Origin of the sequence: Acidovorax sp. BLS4 (genome assembly GCF_032929295.1) — a bacterium.
Taxonomy (GTDB): domain Bacteria; phylum Pseudomonadota; class Gammaproteobacteria; order Burkholderiales; family Burkholderiaceae_C; genus Paracidovorax.
The window spans coordinates 4333041-4346995 of the sequence record NZ_CP136797.1 but is presented as its reverse complement, the minus strand read 5'-3'; the positions used below and the strand labels follow the sequence as shown (position 1 = coordinate 4346995).

At 69.6% G+C, this 13955-nt stretch carries 16 protein-coding genes; 9 read left to right on the top strand and 7 right to left on the bottom strand.

From position 1 onward, the window contains the following. The first annotated feature begins 16 nt into the window (after positions 1–16). Positions 17–661, top strand: a complete 645-nt coding sequence (locus tag R1Z03_RS20010; RefSeq protein ID WP_284431194.1) for an arylesterase — start codon at positions 17–19, stop codon at positions 659–661. Positions 662–745: 84 nt separating this feature from the next. On the opposite strand, the gene R1Z03_RS20005 is transcribed toward R1Z03_RS20010, so the two are convergent. The 3 genes from R1Z03_RS20005 to R1Z03_RS19995 form a co-directional block, all read right to left on the bottom strand. Then, positions 746–922 (bottom strand): hypothetical protein, encoded by a 177-nt coding sequence (locus tag R1Z03_RS20005; RefSeq protein ID WP_284399897.1) that lies wholly within the window; start codon positions 920–922, stop codon positions 746–748. Positions 923–1031: 109 nt separating this feature from the next. Continuing rightward, complete coding sequence (locus R1Z03_RS20000) at positions 1032–2255, bottom strand: PLP-dependent transferase (RefSeq protein ID WP_317354359.1); 1224 nt, start codon at positions 2253–2255, stop codon at positions 1032–1034. A 103-nt stretch (positions 2256–2358) separates the two neighbouring features. Further along, positions 2359–2820, bottom strand: coding sequence for a BON domain-containing protein (locus tag R1Z03_RS19995; protein ID WP_284431196.1), 462 nt, complete (start codon positions 2818–2820; stop codon positions 2359–2361). A 149-nt stretch (positions 2821–2969) separates the two neighbouring features. On the opposite strand from R1Z03_RS19995, the gene R1Z03_RS19990 reads away from it, so the two are divergent. Genes R1Z03_RS19990 through R1Z03_RS19975 form a run of 4 tightly spaced genes read left to right on the top strand, consistent with a single transcriptional unit; the run spans position 2970 to position 7166 of the window. Next, complete coding sequence (locus tag R1Z03_RS19990) at positions 2970–4640, top strand: SulP family inorganic anion transporter (protein WP_317354355.1); 1671 nt, start codon at positions 2970–2972, stop codon at positions 4638–4640. A 55-nt stretch (positions 4641–4695) separates the two neighbouring features. Next, positions 4696–5478 carry a GGDEF domain-containing protein gene (locus R1Z03_RS19985; RefSeq protein WP_372588176.1) on the top strand — a complete coding sequence of 261 codons (783 nt, stop codon included), beginning with the start codon at positions 4696–4698 and terminating at the stop codon, positions 5476–5478. Positions 5479–5488: 10 nt separating this feature from the next. Beyond that, positions 5489–6340, top strand: a complete 852-nt coding sequence (locus R1Z03_RS19980) for a MinD/ParA family protein (protein WP_317354352.1) — start codon at positions 5489–5491, stop codon at positions 6338–6340. A gap of 43 nt (positions 6341–6383) precedes the next feature. Then, positions 6384–7166 (top strand): sulfurtransferase, encoded by a 783-nt coding sequence (locus R1Z03_RS19975; RefSeq protein WP_317354351.1) that lies wholly within the window; start codon positions 6384–6386, stop codon positions 7164–7166. A gap of 55 nt (positions 7167–7221) precedes the next feature. On the opposite strand, the gene R1Z03_RS19970 is transcribed toward R1Z03_RS19975, so the two are convergent. From R1Z03_RS19970 to R1Z03_RS19955, 4 genes are all read right to left on the bottom strand, one after another. Then, positions 7222–8106 carry a pirin family protein gene (locus R1Z03_RS19970; protein WP_317354350.1) on the bottom strand — a complete coding sequence of 295 codons (885 nt, stop codon included), beginning with the start codon at positions 8104–8106 and terminating at the stop codon, positions 7222–7224. Then, on the bottom strand, positions 8103–8510 hold the full coding sequence (locus tag R1Z03_RS19965) for an OsmC family protein (RefSeq protein WP_272569354.1): 408 nt from the start codon (positions 8508–8510) through the stop codon (positions 8103–8105). Before R1Z03_RS19965 ends, R1Z03_RS19970 begins: the two co-directional genes overlap by 4 nt. A gap of 52 nt (positions 8511–8562) precedes the next feature. Then, the gene (locus R1Z03_RS19960; RefSeq protein ID WP_272569353.1) at positions 8563–9117 is read right to left on the bottom strand and encodes a flavodoxin family protein; all 555 of its coding nucleotides are present in this window, start codon (positions 9115–9117) and stop codon (positions 8563–8565) included. Between the two features lie 84 nt (positions 9118–9201). Next, on the bottom strand, positions 9202–9903 hold the full coding sequence (locus R1Z03_RS19955) for a pirin family protein (RefSeq protein ID WP_284431200.1): 702 nt from the start codon (positions 9901–9903) through the stop codon (positions 9202–9204). A 110-nt stretch (positions 9904–10013) separates the two neighbouring features. Between R1Z03_RS19955 and R1Z03_RS19950 the strand changes: the two genes are divergently transcribed. From R1Z03_RS19950 to trmB, 4 genes are all read left to right on the top strand, one after another. After that, the gene (locus tag R1Z03_RS19950; RefSeq protein WP_272569350.1) at positions 10014–10952 is read left to right on the top strand and encodes a LysR family transcriptional regulator; all 939 of its coding nucleotides are present in this window, start codon (positions 10014–10016) and stop codon (positions 10950–10952) included. 88 nt (positions 10953–11040) lie between these two features. Beyond that, entirely contained in the window at positions 11041–12186 is a 1146-nt protein-coding gene (locus R1Z03_RS19945; protein WP_317354345.1) for an FAD-dependent oxidoreductase, read from the top strand. Next, a complete protein-coding gene (gene gluQRS / locus R1Z03_RS19940) occupies positions 12183–13166 on the top strand; it encodes a tRNA glutamyl-Q(34) synthetase GluQRS (RefSeq protein ID WP_317354343.1) in 984 nt (327 codons plus the stop codon). Before R1Z03_RS19945 ends, gluQRS begins: the two co-directional genes overlap by 4 nt. After that, entirely contained in the window at positions 13136–13930 is a 795-nt protein-coding gene (gene trmB, locus R1Z03_RS19935) for a tRNA (guanosine(46)-N7)-methyltransferase TrmB (RefSeq protein ID WP_317354340.1), read from the top strand. Before gluQRS ends, trmB begins: the two co-directional genes overlap by 31 nt. Positions 13931–13955 lie beyond the last annotated feature (25 nt).

Sequence of the window (13955 nt, the reverse complement as noted above, 5' to 3'; positions counted from 1 at the left end):
TGTGAATCGAAATCTGTTGTACCGGCGTCACTTTATCGCGGCCCTGGCGGCCGGCGCGGCCGCAGGGCTTTGTGCCCCTGCTGCGCTGGCCGCTGCGGCGGCCAGGCCGGTCATCCTGGTGGTGGGCGATTCGCTGAGCGCCGAGTACGGACTGGCCCGCGGCACGGGCTGGGTGGCGCTGCTGGAAAAGAAGCTGGCCGAAGAGAAGATCGACGCCACGGTCGTGAACGCCAGCGTGAGCGGCGACACCACCTCTGGGGGCCGCTCCCGCCTGCCGGCCCTGTTGACCCAGCACCGGCCCAGCCATGTCGTGATCGAGCTGGGCGGCAACGACGCCTTGCGCGGGTTGCCGCTGCAGAACACCGCCGACAACCTGAAGGCCATGGCCCAGGCGGCCAAACAGTCGGGCGCCAAGGTCCTCATCGTGGGGATGCAGGTGCCGCCCAACTACGGCACCGATTACGCGAAACGTTTTGCCGGCACCTTCGCCAGCGTGGCCAAGGACACCCAGTCGGCGCTGGTGCCCTTCCTGCTCAAGGGCGTGGCCGATGCGGCCGACCCGACCGCCATGTTCCAGCCCGACCGCATCCACCCCAAGGCCGAGGCCCACCCGGCCATGCTGGCCAACGTGTGGCCCGAGCTGCGCAAGCTGCTGCGCTGACGGGCGGCGCCCTGGCGGGCCCGGTCGCCGGGCGGAGCGCCTGGACCTGGGCCGGCGGTGCGGCTGCAGCGGGCCGTTAAGAGATCAGGCCGCAGGCGCGTTGCCGTCGGCGGGCGGTGCGCTCTGCTGGCCGTCGTCCTGCGCGGGGCCTTCCCGCGGGTCGTCCTTGCGGTGGGACTTGGCTTGCGCCTTCTCTTCCTTTTTCTTCTTCTTGGCGAGCTCGCGCTGGCGCTTTTCGTATCCGTAGTTGGGTGTTGCCAAGGTAGTACCTTCCTGAATTGAAGCGGTCAATGTAACAGCATGCCCTCAAGGCCCCGGGTCTTCCAGCCGCTGCGCCACACCGGGCGCAGCCACCGGGCTCCTCAGGGCGTCAGGGTGCGGGAAAGGCATGCGCCAGGGCCTGCGCCAGATCGCGGCGGAGATCGGCTTCGGCCTCCAGCCCGATCGAAAAACGGACCACGGTGCCGGGCATGAGCTGCGGCGTCGGGCGGCTGCGCATGGTCGCCAGCTCGTACGGCACGACCAGGCTCATCGGTCCGCCCCAGCTGTAGCCCAGCTTGAAATATTGCAGCCGGTCGCAGAAAGCGTCCACCTGCGCCTGGGAGTACCGGGGGTCGATCACCACGCTGAACAGGCCCGCCGCGGCGCCCTCCCCGCCATCGGCCGCGCACAGCGCACGCCATTGGTCGTGCCCGGGCGATCCCGCCAGCGCGGGGTGCAGCACCTGGGCCACCGCGGGCTGCCCAGCCATCCAACGGGCGAGCGCGCGCGCCGCCACGTCGTGGGCGCGATAGCGCAGTCCGATGCTGGGCAGCGAGCGCAGCACGGATTCGACGTCGTTTGCGCCCACGCCCAGCCCCAGGCGCATGTGGCACAGCTTCATGCGCAGGTGCAGGGCCTGGTCCCGCGTGACGATGCTGCCCATGAGCACGTCACCGCCGCCGCTGGGGTATTTGGTGAGCGCATGCACCGACACATCCACGCCCCACTGGCCGTCGCCCCGCAGGTCGAACGGCGCGAACGCCAGACCCGCGCCCCAGGTGTTGTCCAGGGCACAGACCACGCCGCGCTCGCGGCAGATGCGCACCTGCTCGATCAGGTCGGGGAACTCCAGGGTCACCGAGCCCGGCGCCTCCAGCCACACCAGCCGCGTCGCAGGCGTGATCCGGGCAGCGAGGTCGGCAGGGTCCATCGGGTCGTACAGCACGTGGCGGATGCCGTAGTGGGCCAGTTCCACCTCGGCCAGCGCCTTGTTCGGGCCGTAGGCGTTGTCGGGAATGAGCACCTCGTCGCCGGCGCGCAGCAGCGCCAGTGAGACATTGGCGATGGCGGCGAGGCCACTGGGCACCAGCAGGCACTGCTTGCCGCCCTCCAGTTCGCACAGTCGCTCTTCCAGCTGGTAGCTGGTGGGGGTGCCGTGCAGGCCGTAGGTGTAGCTGGTCTTGTCCTTCCACTCGCGGGCGCGCATGGCCGCCACATTGGGAAAAATGACCGTGGAGGCCTTGTAGACCGCAGGCTGCGGCGCGGCGAAGCCCGCAGGGGGCACGTAGTCGTGGTGGACGATGCGGGTGGCGAGGTCGGCGGGTGAAGTCATGGGCGCCATGGTAGCGCCCGGCGCACCCGCCGAGGGTGGGCCGGGCGGCGCACGGTCAATGGCCCTGGCACCCGTGCCGGGTTGGCAGAAGCCGGGCCGGAGATCAGCCGGCGCTGGAGATAGTCAGCTGGTTCACCACCGAGTTCACGCCCTGCACGTTCTGGGCGATGTTCGTGGCGCGCTCGCTGGCCTGCTTGGATTTGACCGGACCGTTCAGCGTCACGATGCCGTTGCGGGTGTCCACGTCGATCTTGACGGCACTCAGTTCCGCGTCCTGGGCCAGGCCGGCGGACACCTTGGCCGTGATGCCGGCATCGTCCATCACCGCGGCGGCGCGCTCGGCGGCCTGGCGGGTCGCATCGCCAGCCTCGTTGGCGGCGGCTTCCATCTTGCGCTGGGCGTCGGAGGCCACCTGGCCGCTCTTGGCGACGGCGGAGTCGATCTGCTGGCCCACCGTGCGGTCATCGGCCTTGTCGCAGGCGGCCAGTCCGAAAGCCAGCAGCGTGGCCGAAAGAATGCTCACCATCCGGTGGGAGGGGCTTTGGGGAGTACGGGTTTCGTTCATGGGAGGCCTCCTTGCAGGAAATGGGGGAATCTGGTGGGCACTTTAGGTTGGCAGCGCCCTGCACCCGGTGGGAAGGCGCCGAAGCTCGCGTAGGACAAGGCAGTCGAGAGGCCGCTGGCGCCCCGCTCCCGCCGCGCGACAATCGCGGGATGCGTCTGCAGTCCCTTTCCCGATGGTTTCCTTTCCTGGCCTGGCCCCGTCCGGGCCGCCACCTGATGCGAGGGGAGTTCTGGGCCGGGATGACGGTCGGCCTGATGCTGGTGCCCCAGGGGGTGGCCTACGCAGCGCTGGCGGGCATGCCGGTCATCACCGGCATCTACGCGTCGCTGGTGCCCGCGCTGATCGCGGTGCTGTGGAGCTCCTCCACCCGCCTGGGCGTGGGGCCCACCGCGCTCACCAGCCTGCTGATCGGCGCCTCGCTCACCGGGCTGGCGGAGCCCGGCAGTGCGCACTGGGTGGCGCTGGCCGCCTGGATGGCGCTGCTGTCGGGCCTGCTGCAGATGCTGCTGGGGGTGGCTCGGTTCGGCTGGCTGCTCAATCTGGTCACCTCGCCCGTGCTCAACGGCTTCACCCAGGCGGCGGCTCTGCTCATCCTGGCCTCCCAGTTGCCGGACCTGCTGGGGCTGCGCACCACCTGGAACGCGCTGGCCGTGTCGCCGTCGCTGCACCATTTCGACCTGACGGCCGCGGCTTTCGGCCTGGGCAGCCTGGGGCTGCTGGTGGCCGCGCGGCGCTGGCGCGCCACGTTTCCGGTGGCCATCGTGATCGTCGGGCTGGCGGCCCTGGTCAGCTGGGCCATCGGCTATGCCGACCATGACGGCGCCGTGGTCGGCCACCTGCCCGCCGGGCTGCCCAAGCCCTACTGGCCCGGCTGGCTGTCGTGGGACGAGTTCGGCGCGCTGGTGCTGCCGGTGCTGGTGGTCACGCTGGTGAGCTTCCTGGAGACCGCCTCCAGCGCCAAGGTCGAACACCAGCAGGGCGGCACGCGCTGGAACGAAAACCAGGACCTGATCGCGCACGGCCTGGCCAAGATGAGCTCGGGGCTGTGCGGCAGCTTCGCCACGAGCGCGTCGTTCTCGCGCTCGGCGATCAACCTCTACGCGGGCGCCAGGAGCGGCTGGGCCACCCTTTTCGCCCTGGCGCTGGTGTTGGCGGTGCTGTTGTGGCTCACCCCGGCGCTGTACCACGTGCCCCATTCGGTGCTGGCGGCGGTGGTGGTGACGGCGGTGACCAGCCTCATCAAGCCCGGCACGCTGCTGCGGCTGTGGCGGGTGTCGCGGGTGGAGACGGTCATCGGCGGCGTCACCTTCGCGCTGACCCTGGCGACGGCCCCCCGCATGTACTGGGGCGTGCTGGTCGGCCTGGTGCTGAACCTGGGGCACTTTCTCTACCAGCGCCTGCACCCGCGCATCATCGAGGTGTCCCCGCACCCGGACGGCAGCCTGCGCGACCGCCACCTGTGGCTTTTGCCCCCCATCGCGCCGGGGCTCTTCGCCCTGCGGATGGATGCCGAACTGGACTTCGCGTCCGCCGCGGCCCTGGAACGCCGCATCGCCGAGCACTGGGCTGCCCATCCGGAGATTCGGCACCTGTGCCTTTTTGCGCAACCCGTCAACCGCATCGACGTGACCGGCGTGGAAACCTTCGCCCGCCTGCGCAAACTGGCCGCCTCCCGCGGGGGGCAACTGCACGTGAGCGGCATCAAGCTGCCCGTGGAGCAAGTGCTGCGCCGGGCGGGACTTCTGGAGGCGGGACCGGGCCTCGCGCTCTACCGCACGGATGCGCAGGCACTGGCGGTGTTGCAACAATTAACGGAATGAGCCAGGATCGCAGAGGCCAGAAGCCACCCCCGCTGCTACACTCGGTGCATACTGTTTGTTGCATTTTGTGACTGAATCTGCGACCCCTCAATTCGTGAACCTGCGCGACCTGCGCCTGACGACAGCGCATGCGTTGGTTGCACAGGCCGCGGGCTCGGAAGCTGCTTTGCCCTCCGACACGCCACTGCACTACCTGCAGGGCTTGATCGATGGCCTGTGCGAGCTGTCGCTCAAGGATCCCCTCACCGGGCTGGCCAACCGGCGCCACTTCCGCACCGTGCTGGAGCGCGAGATCGACCGCGTCACCCGCGCGGGCGAGGCGGCGCTGCTGCTCATGCTCGACATCGACAATTTCAAGCGGGTGAACGACACCTACGGCCATCTGGCCGGAGACATCGTCCTGCAGTCGGTGGCGCGCACCCTGAACGGCTGCGTGCGCCCCATGGACACCCTGGCCCGGTACGGCGGCGAAGAGTTCGCCGTGGTGCTGCCGGCCTGCCAGGCGGGCTTCGGCCGCGTGGTGGCGGAACGCATCCGCCGCGCGATCGAGCGCACGCCGGTGCGCATCTCGCCCTCCGTCGACCTCAACGTCACCGTCAGCATCGGCGGGGCTTTCGCCCTGCAGTGGATCCGCAGCACGACGCTCCTGTGGAGCGAACGTGCCGACAGCCAGCTCTATAAAGCCAAGATGGCCGGCCGCAACCGCGTCAGCATCGAAGAACAGCCGGACAGCACCGTCAGTGCCGAGGAGAAGAGCCTGCTCTTCGGCCCGCTATACACTCCGTCGGGATGGGGCGATCTGCCACCGCCCATGGATTCCACAGGCAGCGCCTATTGAAAGCCCAGAGATGACCGACGCGCTGTCCCCGCAACCCACCACACCCGCCGGCCCCAACATGCCTGCGCGCACCGCTAGCCCGCCGCCTAGCGCCCGCATCATCGCCATCACGAGCGGCAAGGGCGGCGTGGGCAAGACTTTCGTTTCCGCCAACCTGGCGGCCGCCCTCACCCGCCGTGGCCACCGCGTGCTCGTGCTCGATGCCGACCTGGGCCTGGCCAACCTCGACGTGGTGCTGAACCTGCACCCCAAGGTGACGCTGCACGACGTGTTCACCGGCAAGGCCGACCTGGACGATGCCGTGATCGACGCGCCCGGCGGCTTTTCGGTCGTGCTGGCCGGCTCCGGCATGGTCGAGTACTCGCGCCTCACCCCCGAAGTGCGCAGCGAATTTTTGAACGTGATCCAGACCTTGGCGCCGCGCTTCGACGTGATCCTGCTGGACACCGGCGCCGGCATCTCCGACGTGGTGCTGTTCTCGGTGTCACTCGCGTCCGAGGTGCTGATCGTCGCCACGCCCGAGCCCACTTCCCTCACCGACGCCTACGCCGCGATCAAGGTGCTGGCCACGCAGCAAAAGCGCCAGCACGTGCGCATGGTGGTCAACCAGGCCGCGCGCCCCGGCGACGGCCGCGCCATCACGAGCCAGTTGCAGCAGGTGCTGGACCGCTTCGTGAGCACCGAATCAGGCCGCTCCATGCGCTTGCTGCACATGGGCGACATCCCGGCCGACACGTCGGTGCGCGATGCCGTCATGCGGCGCCAGCTGCTGCTGATGCAGATGCCCGGCTGCCCCGCGGCGCTGGCCATTGCCCAGCTGGCCAACAAGATCGACACCGCGCTGCTCACCCCCGCCAGTTAGCCGAACGCCGGGGCCACCCCGTTGGCCGTCCGGCCCGCCTGCCATGCCCGAGTCCACCGTGAACGACGTTCTCAATATCTCCTGCTACCTGTTCGTGCCCCTGCCGGACGCGGCCGAGCTGCGCGACGTGCTGCACGCGCGGGCCGAGGCGGCCCACCTCAAGGGCACCATCCTGCTGGCCGAAGAAGGCATCAACCTGTTCCTGGCCGGGCCGGCGACGGCGGTGCGCGGCTTCATCGATGCGTTGAAGACGGACGAACGCTTCGAACCCCTGGCCCCCAAGGAAAGCTGGTCGGCCAAGCAGCCGTTTCGCAAGATGCTGGTGAAGGTCAAGCGCGAGATCATCCGCATGGACCACCCCACCATCCGCCCGTCGAACGGCCGGGCGCCCGCGGTGGACGCACCCACCCTGCGCCGCTGGCTGGCGCAGGGGCACGACGACGCGGGCCGGCCGGTCGTGACGCTGGACACGCGCAATGCCTTCGAGGTGGACCAGGGCACGTTCGACAACGCCATCGACTGGCGCATCGACAAGTTCACCGAGTTTCCGCCGGCGCTGCGCGAGCACAAGGCCGAGTTCGCGGGCAAGACGGTGGTGAGCTTCTGCACGGGCGGCATCCGCTGCGAAAAGGCCGCCATCCTGATGCGCGAGGAAGGCATCGAGAACGTCTATCAGCTCGAAGGCGGCATCCTCAAGTACTTCGAGGAAACCGACGGGGCGCACTACCACGGCGGCTGCTTCGTGTTCGACGAGCGCCGGGTGCTGGCGAACGACCTGTCGACGCAGCCGGAATCAGCCACAGAGCCGAACGCTATCAAAATATGAGCTGCCGGGGCATGATTTATTAGGGCATCGGGCTGTTTTGGCCCAATGTTCCATTTCAGGGCTTGAAGCGCCGCTCCGGCAGCGGAATCCATTCGGTCTCGCCGGGCACGTGGCCCATGCGCTGGGCGTCCCAGTCGTCGGCGGCCTGCACGATGCGGTCCTTGCGGCTCGACACGAAATTCCACCAGATGTGGCGCGGGGCATCCAGCGCGTCGCCGCCGATCACCATCAGCCGCACCGCCCGGTCCGGCGCGCGCAGCGCGGCGCCGGCGCCCGTCTCCAGCACGGCCAGCGTGTGGGCCGCGAACGGCTCGCCGTCGAGCAGCAGGTCGCCGTCCACCGCATAGATCGCCATTTCCTGCGCCAGGGGCGGCAGGATCAGCGCACCGCCGGCGGCCAATTGCACGTCGAGGTACAGCGTGGGCGACAGCGTCGCCACGGGCGAGGTATGGCCGAACGCCTGGCCGATCAGCACGCGCACCGTGGCGCCTTCGTGCGACAGCTCGGGAATGTCGGCGGCCGGCGTGTGCACGAAGCTGGGTGCATCGTCCTCGCTGGCCATCGGCAGCGCCGCCCACAGCTGGATGCCATGGTTCACGTAGCTGCGGTCGCGCAGCGCATCGGGCCGCCGCTCGGAATGCACGATGCCGCGCCCCGCGGTCATCCAGTTGATGGCACCGGGTTCGATCTGCTGCAGCGAGCCCAGGCTGTCCCGGTGCACGATGGCACCGTCGAACAGGTAGGTGACGGTGGCCAGGCCGATGTGCGGGTGGGGCCGCACGTCGTATTCGGACGCCGGCTCCACGGTCACCGGCCCGAAATGGTCGAAGAAGACGAAGGGCCCGACGGAGCGGCGCTGCAGCGATGGCAGCAGCCGGCGCACGGTGAATCCGCCGCCCAGGTCCTTGTCGTGCCCCTTCAGGATGGCCGGCCCGCTCATGGCATGCGCTCCACGGCGGTGGTGATCTCGGTGGTGACGCTGGTCATCAGCTTGTGCACCGGGCACTTGGCGGCCACGGCTTCCAGCTCCGCGATCTGGGCGTCGGTGAGATCACCGCTCACCTGCAGGCGGGCGGCCAGGCGGTAGGTGCCGCTGCGCTCGGCCGACGCGTCGCGGTCGATCACCGTGCGCACGTCGTCCACCGCCATGCCCTTTCGGCGCGCGTACCACAGCACGGTGAGCGCCTTGCATGCGCCGAGCGCGGCGTCGTACAGGTCGTGCGGATTGGGGCCGGTGTCATCGCCATCCTCGGCCACGGTGCCGTCCACGACAAGGCGATGCCCGCGAACCGTCAGGGTCTGCGCCAGCGGTGCGCCGGCAATGCGCCGCAATTCGAGGGTCATGGGAAGGCTCCGGTGAGGGGAGGGATCGAGAGGGGATGGGCCAGCCAATCTATCAGCCGTGCAGGCGGCGCGCAATCTCCGCCACGCGTGCGCCGTACGACCGGCCCGTGTCCAGGTCGCCCTGGAGCATCTCCTGCACGCTGGCGTCGGAGGGCGACTGGGCCAGCACGCCGACCGAGCCGCCCAGGTTGTTCAGGTCGTTGCGGGTGGCGGCCTTGGAGTTGCTGGGCAGCAGGCCCAGGCTCACCCAGATGCCGCCGTGCTGCGACGCCAGGGTGTGCAGGTAGGCCAGCGTCCCCTGCTTGTCGCCGTTCAGGCTGGCGCTGTTGGTGAAGCCGCCGAACACCTTGTCCTGCCAGCTGCGGCCGAACCAGGCCTTGGAGGAGGCATCGGCGAATTTCTTGAACTGCCAGCTCGGGCCGCCCATGTACGTGGGGGTGCCGAACAGGATGCCGTCGGCCGCCTGCAGGGTGTCCCAGCCGCCTTCGGGCAGGTTGCCATCGGCATCGATGGCGACGAGCTGCGCGTTCGCGCCTTCGGCAACGGCCTGGGCCAGGCGCTGGGTGTGGCCATAGCCGGAATGAAAGACCACTGCGATTTTTGCCATGATGAAGAACTCCTCGAACGGGTGGTTGGATAAAGAAAAAAGAGAGGGGACAGGGAGAAAAAGAAAACGAAAGTCGGCCGATTCTCAGGCCGCCAGGTCGAACACCAGCACTTCCGCCTGCGTGCCCTGCCCGAACGCCAGCAGGGGCTCTTGCTCGGCGAAGGCCGCGTCGCCGGCCGCCAGGTCAAGCCCGTTGACCTGCAGCGCCCCGCGCACCAGTTGCACGTAGCCCTTGCGGCCAGGTGGCAGCGCCAGCGTGGCGGCCTCCGACCCATCGAACAGGCCGGCGTACAGGCGGGCATCCGCGTGGACGGTGAGCGAGCCGCACGCGCCATCGGGCGAGGCCAGCAGCCGGAGCACGCCGCGCTTGTCCGCATCGGCGAAGGTCTTTTGCTCGTATTCGGGGGCGATGCCGCGGGCATCGGGCTCCAGCCAGATCTGCAGGAAATGGGTGGAGCGCCCGGGGGCATGGTTGAACTCGCTGTGCGTCACGCCGGTGCCGGCGCTCATGCGCTGCACGTCGCCCTGGGGAATGCCCCGTACGTTGCCCAGGCTGTCCTTGTGCGCCAGTTCGCCGCACAGCACGTAGCTCAGGATTTCCATGTCGCGGTGGCCGTGGGTGCCGAAGCCGGTGCCCGGCGCGATGCGGTCTTCGTTGACGACGCGCAGGCTGCCATAGCCCATGTAGCGGGGGTCGTAGTAGCCGGCGAACGAAAAGCTGTGGTACGACTGCAGCCAGCCATGGTCGGCATGGCCCCGGTCTTGGGATTTTCGGACGGTCAGCATGGGCAGCGGGTGTTCATTCGGTGCAGCGACTTTAGGAGCAGGGTGCGGCTTGCAAGCCCAAGCGGATTGAAGGCATCATTCAAAATCTTTGAAGCCCAGCCGCACCCAACATGCAAAACGCCCGCGATGCCCTGACCCCCGACAGCCTGGCAATGCTGCAGGTCATTGCCGACACCGGCAGCTTCGCCGCGGCGGCGCGTCGGCTGGGACTGGTGCCCAGCGCCCTCACCTACCGCGTGCGCCAGATCGAGGATGCCCTCGACGTGCTGCTGTTCGACCGCAGCGCGCGGCAGGCGCGCCCGACGGAGGCCGGTACCGAACTGCTGCGCGAAGGCGCGCGGCTGCTCGAAGAAGTGGACGCGGTGGCGCACCGCGTTCGCCGCGTCGCCACGGGGTGGGAGCCGCAGCTGACCATCAGCGTGGACGGCATCATCTCGCCCACCACCCTGCTGGAGCTGACCGAGGCGTTCTACGCCATGGAGCCACCCACGCGGCTCAAGCTGCGCACCGGCATCCTGTCGGGCACGCTGGAGATGCTGACCTCGGGCCGGGCCGACCTGGCCATCGGCGTGGCGGTCAACGCCTCCACCGTCTCCGGCCTGCAGCAGGAGACGATGGGAGAGGTGGAGTTTCTCTACGCCATCGCGCCCCACCACCCGCTGGCCGCTGCGCAGGAACCCATCACCGACACCGTGCTGCGCATGCATCGCGCCGTGGCCGTGGCCGATTCCGCGCAGCGCGGCAGCGTCACCATGGGCCTGCTCGGGGGGCAGGATGTCTTCACCGTGGACAGCATGCAGGCCAAGCTGCAGGCGCAGCTGCGCGGGCTGGGCGGCGGGTTCATCCCAGAGCCCATGGCACGGCCCTATCTGGAGGCGGGGCGCCTCGTGACACGCCGGGTGGCCCGCGCACGGCGCAACGTGCAGCTGCACTACGCCTGGGGCGGACCGGGCCACAGCGCGCCGGGCCGGGCGCTGCAGTGGTGGCTGTCCCAACTGCAAAGCCCCGCCACGCGCAAGGCACTGCTCGAAAACCATCATCATTTCTAGCGCACGAAGCCGCGCGGCCAAGGGCGGCGCGTGTAGAGTGGGCCTTGTTTCACTGCTCCTGAACTTCGCTTCCGAAAGGCTCGGCCCCATGCCCCCAGCACCTGCCCAACGATCCAAGCAACGGCTGCGACGCAGCCCCTCCACGGAGACCCCATCCCCCCAGACGCCGCCCTCGGCGCAGGCCCGCCGCTTCGCCGTCATCGGTGCCGGCATGGCGGGCATCGTGTGCGCCCGCACGCTGGTCCAGGCAGGCCATGAGGTCACGGTGTTCGAGAAGGCCCCCCATGCCGGTGGACGCACCACCACGCTGGATACGGCCTTCGGCAGCTTCGATGCCGGCGCGCAGTATTTCACCGTGCGCGACTCGCGCTTCGAACGGGCCCTGGAAACCGTGCCCGGCCTGTGCCGGCCCTGGAGCGCCAACACCGTGCGCGTGCTCGACGCGGCTGGCCGCGTGGCCGCCGCGGCACCTCCGCCGGGCGAGCCCCACTGGGTTGCCAGCCCTGGCATGCAATCGCTGGTGGATGCGTGGTCGCGGCCGCTGTCGCAGGCCGGACGCCTGCTCACCGGCTGCCGCGTGACCCGCATCGAACGCGACCCCATGGACGGCAAGCGCTGGCAACTGCGCACCGAGTCGCCCGATGGCGCGGCGCAGGTGCATGCGGGGTTCGACGCGGTGCTGCTCGCGCAACCCTCCGTGCCGGCGCTGGCGCTGCTGCAGGCCTCCGGCACCGCGTCGGGCACGACCGTTGCGCCGTCGCTGCACGCACCACTGGCCCAGGTCACCATCGCCCCCTGCTGGACCCTCATGCTGGCGTTTCCCCAGGCGGTGCGGCCGGGCCTGACCACGCTGGGACCGCAGTGGAACGCGGCGCGCAGCACCCACCACCGCATCGCCTGGCTGGCGCGCGAGTCCTCCAAGCCCGGGCGCGGCCCGGTGGAGCGCTGGACCGTGCAGGCCAGCCACGCGTGGTCGCGGGAGCACCTGGAGGACGGCGAAGCCCGGGTGCAGGCCAAGCTCACCAAAGCGTTCTCCGAGGTGACCGGCATCCGCGCCGAGCCCGCGCACGCCGAGGTCTGCCGCTGGCGCTATGCGCAAACGCTCGCGCCGCTGGGCCGCTCGCACCTGTGGGATGCCAAGACCGGCATCGGCCTGTGCGGCGACTGGTGCCTGGGCCATCGCCTGGAAGATGCGTTCGTCTCGGGACTGGAACTCGCCCTCGCGGTGGCATGACGCTGGGCGCCCTCTCCCGCTACATCGGCCGTTTCGCGCCGTCGCCCACAGGCCCGTTGCATGCGGGCTCGCTGGTGGCGGCGCTGGCCAGTTGGCTGGACGCGCGCTCGGCGCACGGGGGACGCGGCGGGCAATGGCTGGTGCGCATCGAAGACGTCGACACCCCGCGCTGCGCGCCCGGGGCCGACGCCATCATCCTGTCCCAGCTGGCCGATTGCGGCCTGCTGCCGGATGGTCCGGTGATGCGGCAGTCGGAGCGTGGCCTGCCATACCAGCAAGCGCTGGACCGCCTGCTTGCCCAGGGACAGGCTTACCCCTGCGCCTGCTCGCGCAGCGACATCGAGCAGGCCCAGGCCCGGCTCGGGCATGTGCGCCAACCCCATGTGGAACTGCCCTACCCCGGCACCTGCCGCGGCGGGCTGCAGGGTCGGCCGGCACGGTCCTGGCGGTTCCGCGCATCGGAAATTCAGAAAAAATCACCGCCCCGTTCAGGGCCGTGCGAGCGCGATGCGGGGCCTTCGGTCGCGCGGGACGGCGTGGTATGGGAAGACCGCCGGCTGGGCGTGCAATCGCAGGACGTGGCGGGCACGGTCGGCGACTTCGTGCTGCGCCGCGCCGATGGGCTGTGGGCCTACCAGCTCGCCGTGGTGGTGGACGATGCCGACCAGGGCATCACCCACGTCGTGCGCGGGGAAGACCTCGCCGACAACACGCCGCGCCAGATCCTGCTGCAGCACGCCCTCGGCCTGGCCACGCCGCGCTACCTGCACACGCCGCTGGTGTATGCGCCCGACGGTGCCAAGCTCTCCAAGCAGCACGGCGCGCCGCCGGTGGACACGAGCGAACCCGTCAAGGCGCTGGCCGCCGCCGCGCACCAGTTGGGCCTGCCGCCGCTGGTGCGGCCAAACGACACCCCGGTCGGCCATGCGCTGGAGCTCTGGGCGCGGGCATGGTCCGGAATCTACAATCGCTCACCGTGACAGAAACGCAATTGCCCCTGGCCGATGCCGGCCCGACGAATCCCCCCGAGCAGCGCCCTGCGCGCGCGGGCGGCGGTGCCCCCGCCGACGTCCCCTATCCCAAGACCATCAAGAGCTATGTGCGCCGCGCAGGCCGCACCACCACCGGCCAGGCCAAGGCCTTCGAAGAGCTGGGCCCCCGCTTCGTGCTGGACTACGCACCCCAACCCATCGACGCCCCCGCCGTGTTCGGCCGCAGCGCCCCGCTGGTGCTGGAGATCGGGTTCGGCATGGGCGAGGCCACCGCGCACATTGCCGGCGTGCGCCCGCAGGACAACTTCCTGTGCTGCGAGGTGCACGAGCCCGGCGTGGGCGCGCTGCTCAAACGCATTGGCGAGCAGGGCCTGGCCAACATCCGCATCCTGCAGCACGACGCGGTCGATGTGATCGACCACATGGTGCCGCCCGGCACGCTGGATGGGATCCACATCTTCTTTCCCGATCCGTGGCACAAGAAAAAGCACAACAAGCGCCGCCTGATCCAGCCGCCGCTGGTGGCCAAGCTGGCGGCCCGGCTCAAGCCGGGCGGCTACCTGCATTGCGCGACGGACTGGCAGCCGTACGCCGAACAGATGCTGGAGGTGCTGTCGGCCGAGCCCCAATTGGCCAATACCGCTGACGGCTACGCGCCGCAGCCCGACTACCGCCCTCTCACCAAGTTCGAAAACCGGGGCCTGCGCCTGGGGCACGGTGTATGGGACGTGGTGTTCGTGCGCCGAAGTTGACCGCATGACTGCAGAATCGACGCAT

Excerpts from the sequence above, each read along its gene's own strand:
- R1Z03_RS19980 (WP_317354352.1), top strand. The coding sequence starts at position 5,489 with ATGACCGACGCGCTGTCCCCGCAACCCACCACACCCGCCGGCCCCAAC.
- R1Z03_RS19970 (WP_317354350.1), bottom strand. The coding sequence starts at position 8,106 with ATGAGCGGGCCGGCCATCCTGAAGGGGCACGACAAGGACCTGGGCGGC.
- R1Z03_RS20000 (WP_317354359.1), bottom strand. The coding sequence starts at position 2,255 with ATGACTTCACCCGCCGACCTCGCCACCCGCATCGTCCACCACGACTAC.
- R1Z03_RS19960 (WP_272569353.1), bottom strand. The coding sequence starts at position 9,117 with ATGGCAAAAATCGCAGTGGTCTTTCATTCCGGCTATGGCCACACCCAG.
- R1Z03_RS19965 (WP_272569354.1), bottom strand. The coding sequence starts at position 8,510 with ATGACCCTCGAATTGCGGCGCATTGCCGGCGCACCGCTGGCGCAGACC.
- gluQRS (WP_317354343.1), top strand. The coding sequence starts at position 12,183 with ATGACGCTGGGCGCCCTCTCCCGCTACATCGGCCGTTTCGCGCCGTCG.
- R1Z03_RS19990 (WP_317354355.1), top strand. The coding sequence starts at position 2,970 with ATGCGTCTGCAGTCCCTTTCCCGATGGTTTCCTTTCCTGGCCTGGCCC.
- R1Z03_RS19945 (WP_317354345.1), top strand. The coding sequence starts at position 11,041 with ATGCCCCCAGCACCTGCCCAACGATCCAAGCAACGGCTGCGACGCAGC.
- R1Z03_RS19955 (WP_284431200.1), bottom strand. The coding sequence starts at position 9,903 with ATGCTGACCGTCCGAAAATCCCAAGACCGGGGCCATGCCGACCATGGC.
- R1Z03_RS19950 (WP_272569350.1), top strand. The coding sequence starts at position 10,014 with ATGCAAAACGCCCGCGATGCCCTGACCCCCGACAGCCTGGCAATGCTG.
- trmB (WP_317354340.1), top strand. The coding sequence starts at position 13,136 with ATGGTCCGGAATCTACAATCGCTCACCGTGACAGAAACGCAATTGCCC.
- R1Z03_RS19975 (WP_317354351.1), top strand. The coding sequence starts at position 6,384 with ATGCCCGAGTCCACCGTGAACGACGTTCTCAATATCTCCTGCTACCTG.
- R1Z03_RS19995 (WP_284431196.1), bottom strand. The coding sequence starts at position 2,820 with ATGAACGAAACCCGTACTCCCCAAAGCCCCTCCCACCGGATGGTGAGC.